The organism is Arthrobacter sp. B3I4, from assembly GCF_030816855.1.
Taxonomy (GTDB): Bacteria; Actinomycetota; Actinomycetes; order Actinomycetales; family Micrococcaceae; genus Arthrobacter.
Genome location: NZ_JAUSYK010000001.1, coordinates 3,304,751 through 3,316,512 on the forward strand (window position 1 = coordinate 3,304,751; position 11,762 = coordinate 3,316,512).

At 68.2% G+C, this 11,762-nt stretch carries 13 protein-coding genes; 6 read left to right on the forward strand and 7 right to left on the reverse strand.

Going from position 1 to position 11,762, the window contains the following annotated elements:
* Positions 1-14 precede the first annotated feature (14 nt).
* Positions 15-713, forward strand: coding sequence for a thioredoxin domain-containing protein (locus QFZ61_RS15600; RefSeq protein ID WP_307037549.1), 699 nt, complete (start codon positions 15-17; stop codon positions 711-713).
* 32 nt (positions 714-745) lie between these two features.
* Here the strand turns inward: QFZ61_RS15600 and QFZ61_RS15605 are convergent, their stop codons facing one another.
* From QFZ61_RS15605 to QFZ61_RS15615, 3 genes are all read right to left on the reverse strand, one after another.
* Positions 746-1,108, reverse strand: coding sequence for a DUF488 domain-containing protein (locus QFZ61_RS15605; RefSeq protein WP_307037551.1), 363 nt, complete (start codon positions 1,106-1,108; stop codon positions 746-748).
* A gap of 3 nt (positions 1,109-1,111) precedes the next feature.
* Positions 1,112-1,822: a helix-turn-helix transcriptional regulator gene (locus tag QFZ61_RS15610; protein ID WP_373427170.1), complete on the reverse strand. Its 711-nt coding sequence runs from the start codon at positions 1,820-1,822 to the stop codon at positions 1,112-1,114.
* A 61-nt stretch (positions 1,823-1,883) separates the two neighbouring features.
* Positions 1,884-2,330: a group III truncated hemoglobin gene (locus QFZ61_RS15615; RefSeq protein WP_307037554.1), complete on the reverse strand. Its 447-nt coding sequence runs from the start codon at positions 2,328-2,330 to the stop codon at positions 1,884-1,886.
* 70 nt (positions 2,331-2,400) lie between these two features.
* On the opposite strand from QFZ61_RS15615, the gene QFZ61_RS15620 reads away from it, so the two are divergent.
* On the forward strand, positions 2,401-2,874 hold the full coding sequence (locus tag QFZ61_RS15620; RefSeq protein WP_307037556.1) for a hypothetical protein: 474 nt from the start codon (positions 2,401-2,403) through the stop codon (positions 2,872-2,874).
* A gap of 83 nt (positions 2,875-2,957) precedes the next feature.
* Here the strand turns inward: QFZ61_RS15620 and QFZ61_RS15625 are convergent, their stop codons facing one another.
* Positions 2,958-3,545 carry a flavodoxin domain-containing protein gene (locus QFZ61_RS15625; protein ID WP_307037558.1) on the reverse strand — a complete coding sequence of 196 codons (588 nt, stop codon included), beginning with the start codon at positions 3,543-3,545 and terminating at the stop codon, positions 2,958-2,960.
* Between the two features lie 124 nt (positions 3,546-3,669).
* Between QFZ61_RS15625 and QFZ61_RS15630 the strand changes: the two genes are divergently transcribed.
* Complete coding sequence (locus tag QFZ61_RS15630) at positions 3,670-5,127, forward strand: benzaldehyde dehydrogenase (protein ID WP_307037560.1); 1,458 nt, start codon at positions 3,670-3,672, stop codon at positions 5,125-5,127.
* Here QFZ61_RS15630 and QFZ61_RS15635 read toward each other — a convergent pair.
* Both QFZ61_RS15635 and QFZ61_RS15640 read right to left on the reverse strand, forming a co-directional pair.
* Positions 5,124-5,831 carry a hypothetical protein gene (locus QFZ61_RS15635; protein WP_307037561.1) on the reverse strand — a complete coding sequence of 236 codons (708 nt, stop codon included), beginning with the start codon at positions 5,829-5,831 and terminating at the stop codon, positions 5,124-5,126. The two genes, QFZ61_RS15630 and QFZ61_RS15635, sit on opposite strands and share 4 nt — an antisense overlap.
* Positions 5,832-5,850: 19 nt before the next feature.
* On the reverse strand, positions 5,851-7,266 hold the full coding sequence (locus tag QFZ61_RS15640; RefSeq protein ID WP_307037563.1) for an NAD(P)H-quinone dehydrogenase: 1,416 nt from the start codon (positions 7,264-7,266) through the stop codon (positions 5,851-5,853).
* 82 nt (positions 7,267-7,348) lie between these two features.
* On the opposite strand from QFZ61_RS15640, the gene QFZ61_RS15645 reads away from it, so the two are divergent.
* Positions 7,349-8,167, forward strand: a complete 819-nt coding sequence (locus QFZ61_RS15645; RefSeq protein WP_307037565.1) for a purine-nucleoside phosphorylase — start codon at positions 7,349-7,351, stop codon at positions 8,165-8,167.
* Here QFZ61_RS15645 and QFZ61_RS15650 read toward each other — a convergent pair.
* Complete coding sequence (locus QFZ61_RS15650; protein ID WP_307037567.1) at positions 8,164-8,643, reverse strand: Rrf2 family transcriptional regulator; 480 nt, start codon at positions 8,641-8,643, stop codon at positions 8,164-8,166. The two genes, QFZ61_RS15645 and QFZ61_RS15650, sit on opposite strands and share 4 nt — an antisense overlap.
* Before the next feature lie 249 nt (positions 8,644-8,892).
* On the opposite strand from QFZ61_RS15650, the gene QFZ61_RS15655 reads away from it, so the two are divergent.
* Together QFZ61_RS15655 and QFZ61_RS15660 are read left to right on the forward strand one after the other, a co-directional pair.
* Complete coding sequence (locus QFZ61_RS15655; protein ID WP_307037569.1) at positions 8,893-10,656, forward strand: phospho-sugar mutase; 1,764 nt, start codon at positions 8,893-8,895, stop codon at positions 10,654-10,656.
* Between the two features lie 146 nt (positions 10,657-10,802).
* Complete coding sequence (locus QFZ61_RS15660) at positions 10,803-11,663, forward strand: FAD-dependent oxidoreductase (protein ID WP_307037573.1); 861 nt, start codon at positions 10,803-10,805, stop codon at positions 11,661-11,663.
* Positions 11,664-11,762 lie beyond the last annotated feature (99 nt).

The following is an 11,762-nucleotide window of genomic DNA, read 5'->3' on the forward strand; positions in this document are numbered from 1 at the left end:
CAGCGCCGCCACCGATGACACAGACCCTGAATAAAACGCCGCCCAAGGACCCGGAGGACCCGGCCAGGACTGCCCGTCTGCTGGTCTGGATCATGCTCGGAGTCATCGTGGCCGGCGGACTCGTCTGGTTTGCGGTCTTCACCGCCACCAAACCGACACCCGCGTCCCTACCTGCTGCCGCGGACGCACAGCTCGTCCGGGACGACAGCCACCGCGTTACGTTTCCCTCCACGGAGAAGGCGCAGTTGGTCGAATTCCTGGACTTCGAGTGCGAATCGTGCCGCGCCGCCGAGCCCCTCGTGCAGGAACTGAAGCAGGAGTACGGAGACCGGATCACGTTCATCCACCGTTACTTCCCGCTCCCCGGGCACCGGAACTCCGGAAACGCCGCTCTGGCCGTCGAGGCCGCAGCTGCACAGGGCAAGTACGAACAGATGACCGCCAAGCTGTTCGAAACCCAGCCTCAATGGGGCAACAAGCAGGATTCCCAAAGTGCCGCTTTCAGAACCTTCGCTCAGGAGCTCGGCCTGGACCTCAAGGCCTACGACGCCGCCGTGGCGGATGAGAAGACGAAGGCCCGCATCCGCCGGGACGTCACGGACGGCGCAGGCCTTGGCGTCACCGGGACGCCCACGTTTTTCCTCAATGGCAAGAAGCTAGTCCTCAACACCGAGGAAGAATTCCGCCAAGCACTCACCGACGCCGCCAAGTAGGCCGGCGGCGGATAGGAAGAATAAGCGTGTCGCTACCGCCCGATCAGCTCGGCGAGGACCTGGGCCTCACTGATCTCGGCGGCTTTGGTTGCCGTCAGCAGTGTCACCCGTTGGCCCCTGGCGAGTTCGCGCAGATGGTCGAGCACCTGTGCCCTGGCCGGGTCCTTGAGTTCCGTCTTGTAGCGGGTGGCAAACTCGTCGAATTTGGCAGGATCATGGCCATACCATTTGCGCAGCTGCGTTGACGGGGCGACGTCCTTGCACCATTCGTCAAGCGCTGCCTTGGCCTTCGTCATCCCGCGGGGCCAAATGCGGTCTACCAGAACCCGTACGCCGTCGTCTTCCCTCGCGGCATCGTAGACCCGGCGCACCTGGGCGCCCGCTGCGGTGGCCATCCCCTACCCTCTTCGCTGATTTACGGCGTCGCGGGCAACCTCATGCTCTTCCGGTCGCCAGGTGATGACGCAGAGATTGGGCTGGACGAAAGGGAGCAGCCGGACGTCCGGCGCCAGGTCCGGCGCCGCCTCCTGCGCCACGTCGCCCTCGTCCGGCGCCAGGTCGCCGTCGCCGTCGCCGTCGCCGTCGACTAACTGTTGGACGAGACCGAGGTGGACGGCGCAGACAACCTGAGGGTGCCGCCTTGCAGCCTCGCGAAACGGACACGCTCGCAGCTCGACGACGTCGCCGTCCCGGGACGGGTCGAAGCCCAGCCGATCAAGCACCTCCACGAGTCCGCTCCGTCGGTCAACGGAGCCGGGGCGTGGGGAAAGGAAGCCGCGCGCCCAGTTCCGGCCAGCGTTTACGGCGCTGCTCCGCCCGCGGTCCCCCTGGCTGTCTGCCAGGGCCCCGGCGAGCACCTCGATCAGCTGCTCCCTCGAACTTTCGTCGCGTTCGGCGTCGAGGACGGCCGTATACAGGACCCGCGGACGGCCGCGGCGCTTTTCCCCGCCGGATTCACGCTGGACCAGCCGCGCTTCCTCAAGCTGCTCCAAGTGGAAGCGGACCGTGGAAACGTGGAGCTCGAGCATGCCGGCAACGGCCTGCGCACCCAGCGGAACGGACGAGCCGGCCAGGGCGTCGAGGACCCGCCGCCTCGTGCGCGAAGCCAACGCGGAATGATAGTTCTCGTTCCTCATGGCGCTTGCCGAACTGCCGCCGCGTTGCGCCGTTTCAGACCCTGCGGGCATCCGCCGGTTCCCCCTCGCGCTGCGACCGCGGCTTCAGGGTCTCAAAATCGCTGCCGGAGCGGCCTTCAAGCCGCCGGTGGATGGACCCGGCAATGCGGGCGGCCTGGATTTTTGCCAGTTCGGCCTTCTCACCGGCAAAGTGCTCGTCGACGTTTTCGACCCATAAGGCCAGCCACCGCTCGAAGTGTTCCTGCCGCAACGGAAAGCGGGCGCTAAGGTCCAGGTGCGCCTGTAGAGCGTTTCGTCGGTAGAGACCTGCACGGAACAGGACGGTCTCCCAGAAGTCGCACATGATCGGCAAGTGACGGTCCAGATCCATCTTGGCGACGTCGGTGAAGATGGGGCCGATCAGCGGGTCGGCAAAGGCACGCCGGTAGAAGTCGTCGACCAGGCGGGCGACGTCGGAGCGGTCCTGCAGGTCTCCGTTCATGAAACTAGTGTAGACAATAAAAGGATGTTGTTAGTTTTAAAGCATGGTCGAGCTCGCGAAGGATGAATGTATGGCTCAGGGCCGCACAACCGGCACGGCGCGGGTTCCCGAACGGATCGCCTACGCGGCCGGTGTTGGATTTGTCGTGCTCGGTGGCCTTGTTGCCGCCGTCGCCGGTCCCTTACAGTTCGAGCGCGGCAGCTGGCTTGCGGCCTACCTGGTGCTGGTCTGCGGCGTGGCCCAGTGTGCCATCAGCAGCCAGCGCCGGGTCCTTCGGACGGCACCGCTCCGGCCGGCGACGCTGTGGATGCTGTTCGGCTGCTGGAATATTGGCAACGCCCTGGTCATTGCCGGCTCGCTCGCAACGATTCCGGTCATCACCGATGCCGGCGGCATCCTGCTGGTGGCCGGCCTGGTTCTCGCCGGCGCAGGGACACGGCAGGCCCAGCGGCCCGTCGCGGCCGTACTCCTTCGGATTTTCTACGTGGTGCTGGCCGTCAGCATCCCCGTTGGTCTGTATCTGAGCTATCTGCGCGCCACGTAGACCTGAAGGAACATCGACCGGGCCGGTGGCCCCCACGCCCAGGAACCCGTGACCTGGGACCGGACGGCTTTCCCGCACGGCGACTAGGCACGCGGGGCAGGCAGGCCCGCCAGGAAATCCTCAACAAAGCGCTTCACGCCGTCCCACTCCGTGTAGACGTAGTCGCGGGACGTATCCAGGTCACGGGACCCTTTGTCCTTGGCGATCTTCTTCATCATGTGCCGCTTGAGGAAGTTGTAGTGCGTGTATAGGAGCGCGCCCCCGAACATTCCGACCTGGGCAGGGCGCCAGCCGGTCTCCTCCTCGAACTTGGTGACATAGCTTTCCGCATTTTCCTCGTCCCCATGGGCGGCGAGGCTCACCGAGATCAGCGCGGACGGCAGACGCTTCAGTTCACCGAGGTTCTTCCGGACAAAGTCGGCCACGTAGCCCTCGTGCTTGCCTACATGTACGGACGCCGCAACGATGACGCCGTCGTAGCCGCCCGCGAGGGTATCCCCTGAGTGCAACAGGTCCGCCGTTTCTGCCTGGTGCCCGCGCGCCCGAATGTGCTCTGCCATGTACTCCGCAATCTGGGCCGTCTGTCCTTCGACGCTCCCGTACGCGATGTAGATTTTCGCCATGTTCCACTGTCCGGCCCGGATCAGCCAGGAGCTAGGGCCGAACGTCACCGGAGCAATCTCTCGCGGCCCGGGTCTTGACGGCGACGGCGGCACAGCATGTGATGGACGGAGCAGGCACCTTCGCCCGCATCGGCGAACGGACGGCCGCGTCCCCATCTAGAAAGGCCAGGACATGTCCTTGCTCGATTCCTCCCTCTGGGAAGGCAAGATTTTCCTCAATGGCTGGCGCGACGGCGGTGGCGGAAGCGCCCCGAGCGTCGAACCGGCCACCGGCGAGCAGCTGGGCAGCTACGGCGTCGCCTCCGTGGATGACGTCCGCGAAGCCGCGACGGCGGCCGCGAAAGCGCAGAAGGAATGGGCCACCCGCAACCCCGAGGACCGGGCAGCCGTGCTGCGCCGCGCGGGCCAGCTCTGGGAGGAACACGGGGCAGAAATTCAGGACTGGATCGTCCGTGAATCCGGCGGTATCCCGCCCAAGGCGGCCCTGGAGACCCACATCGCGGCCAACGAATGCTACGACGCATCGGCCCTGCCGTCGCTCCCGGCCGGGGACGTGCTGACCTCAAACGAAAACCGCTGGTCCTTCGCCCGGCGTCGGCCCGTCGGCGTCGTCTCGGTCATCGCTCCGTTCAACTTTCCGCTGATTCTCTCGATCCGCGCCGTCGCCCCCGCCCTGGCCCTTGGGAACGCCGTGCTGCTCAAGCCCGACCCCCGTACCGCGGTTTGCGGCGGCGTGACCCTCATGCGGATCTTCGAGGAAGCCGGACTCCCGCAGGGGCTGCTGTCACTGCTGCCCGGCGGCGCGGACATCGGTGCCGCCGTCGTCGAAGCCCCCGAGGTGCGGGTGATCGCCTTTACCGGCTCGACGGCGGCGGGCCGGAAGATCGGCGAAACAGCCGGCCGGCTGCTCAAGCGCGCGCACCTTGAGCTGGGCGGCAACAACGCGCTGATCGTGCTGCCGGGCGCGGATCTGGCCAAGGCGGCCTCCGCGGCCGCGTTCGGGTCCTTTATGCACCAGGGCCAGATCTGCATGGCAGCCGGCCGGCACATTGTGCACGAGGACATTCATGATGACTACGTGGCGGCGCTGGCCGAGAAGGCCGGGCACCTGCCGGTCGGAGACCCGAAGAGCGGCACCGTTGCACTGGGACCGGTGATTGACGAGCGGCAGCTGCTGCGGGTGGACGGGATCGTGCAGGAGGCTGTGCTCGCAGGCGCACGGCTGGCCGCCGGCGGCAGCCACGACGGCCGCTTCTACCAGCCCACTGTGCTGGTGGATCTGAATGAAGCCAGCCCGGCCTGGAAGGACGAAATTTTCGGCCCCGTGGCGCCGGTGATGAAGTTCTCCACCGTGGACGAGGCCGTGGCGCTGGCCAATGACAACGAATACGGCCTGTCCATCGGCATCCTGGGTGACGTCGGGATGGCTATGACAATCGCTGACCGGCTCGACTCCGGCAAGGTGCACATCAACGAGCAAACGGTCTCCGACGAGGCGAACTCGCCGTTCGGCGGAATGAAGAACTCCGGCAACGGTTCACGCATCGGCGGCCACCACGCCAACATGGAGTCCTTCACGGAGATCCAGTGGCTCACCGTGCGCCCGGACATCGCGCCGTACCCGTTCTAGGCCGGGCGGGCGACTGGCTCGAACACGGACGAGCCGATCATGAAGATGCCGCGCTGCGGGATCCAAAAGTCCCCCAGCCGGTCCTGGACCGGCAGCGAGGCAACCTGCCCGAGGTCCTTTCCCCGCAGGTGCGCCTTGCTCCCCTGCACAAACCACATCTGCCGGGGCCGGGCGCCGAAGGCCTGGCCGTTGGGCACCCTGCCGGTCAGTCCGATGTGTCCGGCGCCCAGCGCAGGGCCGGCGACGGCGCCCATCGCCCGCAGGAACGTCGGGCTGCGCCACAGCCCCTCCGGCACCGACCCGGCCACGGCCGACATGAGCCGGGTGACCGGCGTGGCATGCAGCGTCACGTCCCAGCTGAGGTCGAGCCCGTCTCCGCCCTCCACGGTGAAGGAATAGTCATTACGCCAGCGGACGGTGATCCCCGACGTCGACGCAGACGCGAGGACGCTGCCGAAGTAGCGCGGACAGGAGAACGCCGGGGCGGTCGTGCTGTGCATCGTCCAGGCGCCGGCCGGATCGCGGATCCACACAGAGGTGTAGCCCGGGCCCACCGAGGAGGCGGCAAAATGCCGCAAAGCCAGGACGTAACCGGAGCTAAACGGAACGCCCATCACGCCGTAGCCGGCGAACCGCTCATCCGGACCGGAAGGCAGCACCGGGTTGCGTTCCGCGGACTCGGCAAGGGTGCGAGGGCTCTGCATGGCTAGGCCTCCGTAAAGGTTACATATGGACGTGAAGCCGCCGTGCTGCTTCGGAGATGGAGCCGCTCAGCGAGGGGTACACCGTAAAGGTGCTGGCGACGTCGTCGACATGCATTTTTTGCGTGACGGCGAGGGAAATCGGGAAAATCAGCTCGGATGCGTTCGGGCCCACAACGACCCCGCCTATGACCGTGCCGGAACCCTTGCGGGCGAAGATCTTAATGAAGCCGTCCCTGTGGTTGCGCATCTTGGCGCGGGCGTTGCTGCGCAGCGACAGCTTGATTACGTCGCCCTGGTACTTGCCGGAGTCAATTTCTGCCTCCGAGACGCCCACGTTCGCGATTTCGGGCGAGGTGAAGATGTTCGAGGCCACCTGGTGCAGCTTGAGTGGAGTAACACTGTCGCCCAGGAAGTGGGCGATCGCGATGCGGCCCTGCATGGCAGCGACGGATGCCAGGGCCAGCACGCCGGTGCAGTCGCCGGCGGCGTAGATGTTCGGCGCGGTGGTGCGGGAGACGCCGTCGACCTTGATGTGGCCGCTCTCGGTCAGCGCGACGCCGGCCTCCTCAAGGCCGATCCCCGCGGTGTTCGGGATGGAGCCCACGGCCACCAGGCAGTGGCTGCCGTTCACCTTAGACCCGTCGGCGAGGGTGACGACGACGCCGTCATCCGTGCGCTCCACGGTTTCGGCCCGTGCCCGGGACAGCACCTTGACGCCACGGCGCTCGAAGACGGCTTCCAGGACCTCCGCCGCGTCGGCGTCCGAGCCGGGCAGCACCCGGTCCCGGCTGGAGATCAGCGTGACCTTGGAACCCAGGCCGTTGTACGCGGAGGCGAATTCGGCGCCGGTGACGCCGGAACCCACGACGATCAGTTCCTCGGGAAGCTCGTCCAGGTTGTAGATCTGCGCCCAGTTCAGGATCCGCACCCCGTCGGGCCGGGCGGTGGGCAGCTCACGCGGGTGCGCGCCGACGGCGAGCAGCACGGCGTCTGCTTCGATGGTCTCGGTACCCTCTGCCGTGAGGACTTCGATGGTGTGGCTGTCCAGCATCTTGCCGGAGCCGATCAGGATGCGGACACCCTGGTTCTCAAGGCCCTTGCGGATGTCGGTGGACTGCTGCCGGGCCAGGCCCAGCAGCCGGTCGTTGATGTGCTTGAGGTCCGCGCGCATCGTTGGGCTGCAGTCGCCGCCGTCGAGGTCGAACTTCACGCCCAGTTCGCCGGCCTCGCCCACGCGGGTCATCAGGTCCGCCGTCGCGATCAGGGTCTTGGACGGTACGACGTCGGTCAGCACCGCGGATCCGCCGAGCCCCGCACGCTCAACAATGGTGACCTGCGCCCCCAGCGACGCGGCGACCATGGCGGCTTCGTAGCCACCGGGCCCTCCGCCGAGAATTGCGATCCGGGGTGCGCTGAAATCGGGATGCGTAGTCACAATCATCCATTGTCCATCATCCGGACCGGCGCCACCAATAAGGATGCTGGGCAGTGTGCTACGGGCACGGTAGCTTGTACCAGTGAGTAATACAGAATTCCTGAACACGGACCCCTTCGACGCCGCCCGCGCCGCCGCCGACTACATTGCCGAGGAGACCGGCGTGGACAGCCACGACGTGGCGCTGGTGCTCGGTTCGGGCTGGGCCGACGCCGCCGAGCTGATCGGCGAGACCACCGCCACGCTCTCCGCCGAGGAGGTCCCCGGCTTCTCCTCCCCCGCCGTCGTCGGCCACGTCGGCACCATCCGCTCCGTCCTGACCCGGGAGGGCAAACGCGCCCTGGTGCTGGGCGCCCGCACGCACTACTACGAGGGCAAAGGCGTCCGCGCGGTCGTGCACGGCGTGCGCACCGCCGCCGCAGCCGGCTGCAAGACGCTGGTGCTGACGAACGGCTGCGGCGGACTGAACGAGGCCTGGGCGCCGGGCACACCTGTGCTCATCAGCGACCACATCAACCTCACTGCCACTTCACCGCTTGAAGGCGCCACCTTCGTGGACCTCACCGACCTGTACTCGTCCCGGATCCGCGGCCTGGCCCGCGAGGTGGACCCGAGCCTGGATGAAGGCGTCTACGCCCAGTTCACCGGCCCGCACTACGAAACCCCGGCGGAGGTGCAGTACGCCAAGCGCATCGGCGCCGACCTGGTGGGCATGTCCACTGCACTCGAGGCCATCGCCGGCCGCCATGCCGGCATGGAGGTCTTCGGCATCTCGCTTGTGACGAACCTCGCCGCGGGCATCAGCCCGGTACCGCTGAGCCACGCGGAGGTCCTCGAAGCCGGCCAGGAGGCGGGGCCGCGGATCTCCAAACTGCTCGCGGAGATCATCGCCAAACTCTAGGGCGGCCCGGCGGCCAGGTGCCGGACGGTTTTGTCCCGGTCCCCGGGAAACCGGCGCTCCATGGAGCCGGCGACACCGGCGATCGTCTGCCGCGCCAGCGCCTGCCGCCAGGCCAGTTCAGCCTGCCGCATGGTCTGGGAGATCAGGCAGGTCCGGACAAAGTTCTCTTCCCGGTCCGCGTCGGGAACTACGCCGAGGATGCCTTCGCAGCGGAAGGCCGGCTCCGGTCCTTCCACGGCCAGGACGACGTCGAGCACCGTGATGCTTTCCGGCCGGCGCGCCAGGCGGAAGCCGCCGCGCGGGCCGGAGACCGAGGTGAGGATGCCGGCCCGGACCAGGGCCTGGAGTTGTTTGTTCAGGTAGGCAGCGGGCAGCTTGTAGAGCTCCGCCAGCCGGGCGCTGTTCACGGCCTCCCCCGGCGGCGTCCAGGACATGTTGACGCACGAGTGCACGGCCCATTCCACTCCCCGCCCCATCTTCATATTCGAGACGTTACGTGTCCGGAAAATCGGGTGTCAACGACTCACGGCACCGTCGCCGGGGTCTTGAGCGGATCCTGCGGAAGCCCTGCGCCGAGTCGGCACTTCGCGGCAGTGCCCGCCGGAAACATTGCCGCGAAGGGCGAACTCGGCGGCACCGCGAAGGGCCGGATGGAACGGAACCGTAACCCGGGCCTGCGCCTGTCGGGGCGCGCCGGGCTTGCCGTTGACGCTAGTTTGGTACCCATGACGTCTTCCGATGCCGCACTGGACCACCTGTTAACCGACGCCCGCACCTGGGCGGCGCAGGACCCGGATCCCGCCACCGCCGCCGCCCTCACCGAGCTGATCCGCCTCTCCGAGGACGGCTCGGCGGCTGCAGGGCAGGAACTCGCCGACAGCTTCAGCGGCACGCTCCAGTTCGGCACCGCGGGGCTGCGGGCAGCACTCGGCCCGGGGCCGAACCGGATGAACCGGGTGGTGGTGCGCCGCGCGGCCGCCGGCCTCGCCGCGTTCCTCACCGGGACCGTCGCGCAGGCCGCGCCGGGGACGCGGCCGCGCGCCGTCGTCGGCTACGACGCCCGCTACAACTCGGACATCTTCGCGGAAGAAACCGCCGCGATCTTCACCGCCGCCGGCATCGAGACCTACCTGATGCCCTCCGCGCTGCCCACCCCGCTGCTCGCCTACGCGGTCCGTGCCCTGGAGTGCGACGGCGGAGTCATGGTGACGGCGAGCCACAATCCGCCGCAGGACAACGGCTACAAGGTCTACCTGGGCCGCCACGCCGTGGAGGAAAACGGACGGGGCGCCCAGATCGTGGCCCCGTACGACGCGCTGATCGCCGCCGAGATCGAAGCCGTCGGCGCTCTGGACTCGATCGCTTTGGCCGATGCCGGCTGGACCGTGCTGGAGCCCTCGATCGCCACCGACTATGAGACCGCCGTCGCCGCGCTTGCCCTGCCGGAGCACTTCCCGGCCCGGGACCTCAAGATTGTCCTGACCCCGATGCACGGCGTGGGCGGTCAGACAGCGGTCGCCGTGCTCAAGGCCGCCGGTTTCGACGACGTCGCCCTGGTGACCGAGCAGGCCGAACCGGACCCCGACTTCCCCACCGTGAACTTCCCCAACCCGGAGGAACCCGGTGCCCTGAACCTCGCGCTGGAAACCGCCGCCCGGCTGGACGCCGACATCGTGATCGCCAACGACCCCGACGCCGACCGCGCGGCGGTTGCCGCCAAGGACCCCGACACCGGCGCCTGGCGGATGCTGCGCGGCGATGAGGTCGGCGCACTGCTGGGCGCGCACGTCGTGGCCCGGCTCGCGGCGGCCGGCGTCTTCGACGGCCCGGTCGGGGCGGGCGTCTCCCCGGGCGTCTTCGCCAACTCGATCGTCTCCTCCCGGCTGCTGTCCCGGATCGCCACGGCCGCGGGCTACGGCCACGAGGAGACCCTGACCGGGTTCAAGTGGATCGCCAGGGTCCCGGGCCTGCTGTACGGGTACGAGGAAGCCCTGGGCTACTGCGTCGCGCCGTCGCTGGTGCGCGACAAGGACGGCATCTCCGCCGCCGTACTGATCGCCGAACTCGCCGCGGCAGCGAAGGCCGCCGGCAAGACGGTCTTCGACACCTTGGACGAGCTCTACCTGATGCACGGTCTGCACGCCAGCGACCAGCTCAGCATCCGCGTCGCGGACCTCGGGCTGCTGGACGCCATGATGAACCGGCTGCGGGTCAACCCGCCGGAGTCCTTCGGTGGCTCCGCCGTCGAAACCGCCGCAGACCTCGCCGAGGGCAGCGAGCAGCTCCCGCCCACCGACGGCCTGCTCTACCTGACCAGGGACCGCAGCCGCGTCATCATCCGCCCCAGCGGCACCGAACCGAAACTCAAGTGCTACCTCGAGGTGATTCGCGACGTGGAATCCGCCGCCGAACTGCCTCAGGCCCGGCTTGAGGCGCGGACGGCCCTGGACGCCGTGTTGGCCGACGTGCGCGAGGCGCTGGGGCTCTAAGACTGTTACCGGCCGGTAAAAACTGGCGAACAGCGCGGAAAAATACTGCAACACCCCGGAAACCTGCGCGAAAAAACGTCCTCCTACGCTGGGGAGCATCAGCAACAGGGCCACATCCACCGGCCCACCAGCGAAAGGGCCACGACATGTCCCAGACCGAAACGTCCGCAGCCACGAACCACTCCCGGCCGCGGATCGTCATTGCCGGTGCCGGACCGGCCGCACAGGCACTGGTCCGCCAGCTCACCCGCACGCCGTTTGCCGGCGTCGTCACGCTGCTCAGCAACCGTGACGACGCCCCGGCGGAACTCCTGGACCTCGCCGCGCTGGCCGGGGTCTCGGTCCGCTTCGGGCAGCCCGCCAGCTTCATCGATGCCGCCGAACGCCGGGTCACCACAGCCGACGGGCTTGAGTTCAGCTTCGACCAGTTGGTGATCGCCACGGGGTCGGCACCGGCCCTGCCACCGATCGAGGGCGCGGGCCGCTGCCTGAGCTACGCCACGGTCGACGACGCCGCGCGGCTTGGCGACGCTGTCAGGGACGCCACCCGGGTCCTTGGCCGCAGGCCGCTGGGCATTCTGGTGGGCACCGGCACAGCCGCGGGGCAGGCGGAGGCCGTGCTCCGGGCCCGTGGCCTGCGTCCGGTCCGCACCACGCTGAGACCCTCCGCCGTCGTCCCCGCCCTGGCCGGCTCCGCGTTACCGGCGGCCGGCGTCGTCTTCGAGGACGGTTCGAGGATGAACGGCGATCTTGTGATCCTTGCCGAGGAGCGGATTTCGCGTGACACCCTCGCCCGCACCGCCGGGCTGCCCACCGCGCTGCACGGCGGCATCCTGGTGGGGCCGGGCTACCGCACTCCGGTGCCCGGCATCTGGGCCATCGGTGACGCCGCCGCGCTCGACGGCGTCCGGCTGGGACTGCTGGTGGCGGCCGGTTCCGCCGCCGAGGTCTGCGCCGGGCAGCTGCTGCAGGCCTCGCTGTCCGCACCCCTCGGACAGGCGGCGTAGCTCCCCGAGCCGCTGGGCCTGTTGTGGCAAGATGGTGCACTGACGAATCACGGCGCACGTCGTGTCAGCAGGCCGGGCCGGCCGAAAACCTGGCCCGCT

Coding starts and splice junctions, on each gene's coding strand:
- QFZ61_RS15600 (WP_307037549.1), top strand. CDS start 15: ATGACACAGACCCTGAATAAAACGCCGCCCAAGGACCCGGAGGACCCG.
- QFZ61_RS15605 (WP_307037551.1), bottom strand. CDS start 1,108: ATGGCCACCGCAGCGGGCGCCCAGGTGCGCCGGGTCTACGATGCCGCG.
- QFZ61_RS15615 (WP_307037554.1), bottom strand. CDS start 2,330: ATGAACGGAGACCTGCAGGACCGCTCCGACGTCGCCCGCCTGGTCGAC.
- QFZ61_RS15620 (WP_307037556.1), top strand. CDS start 2,401: ATGGCTCAGGGCCGCACAACCGGCACGGCGCGGGTTCCCGAACGGATC.
- QFZ61_RS15630 (WP_307037560.1), top strand. CDS start 3,670: ATGTCCTTGCTCGATTCCTCCCTCTGGGAAGGCAAGATTTTCCTCAAT.
- QFZ61_RS15635 (WP_307037561.1), bottom strand. CDS start 5,831: ATGCAGAGCCCTCGCACCCTTGCCGAGTCCGCGGAACGCAACCCGGTG.
- QFZ61_RS15650 (WP_307037567.1), bottom strand. CDS start 8,643: ATGGGGCGGGGAGTGGAATGGGCCGTGCACTCGTGCGTCAACATGTCC.
- QFZ61_RS15655 (WP_307037569.1), top strand. CDS start 8,893: ATGACGTCTTCCGATGCCGCACTGGACCACCTGTTAACCGACGCCCGC.
- QFZ61_RS15660 (WP_307037573.1), top strand. CDS start 10,803: ATGTCCCAGACCGAAACGTCCGCAGCCACGAACCACTCCCGGCCGCGG.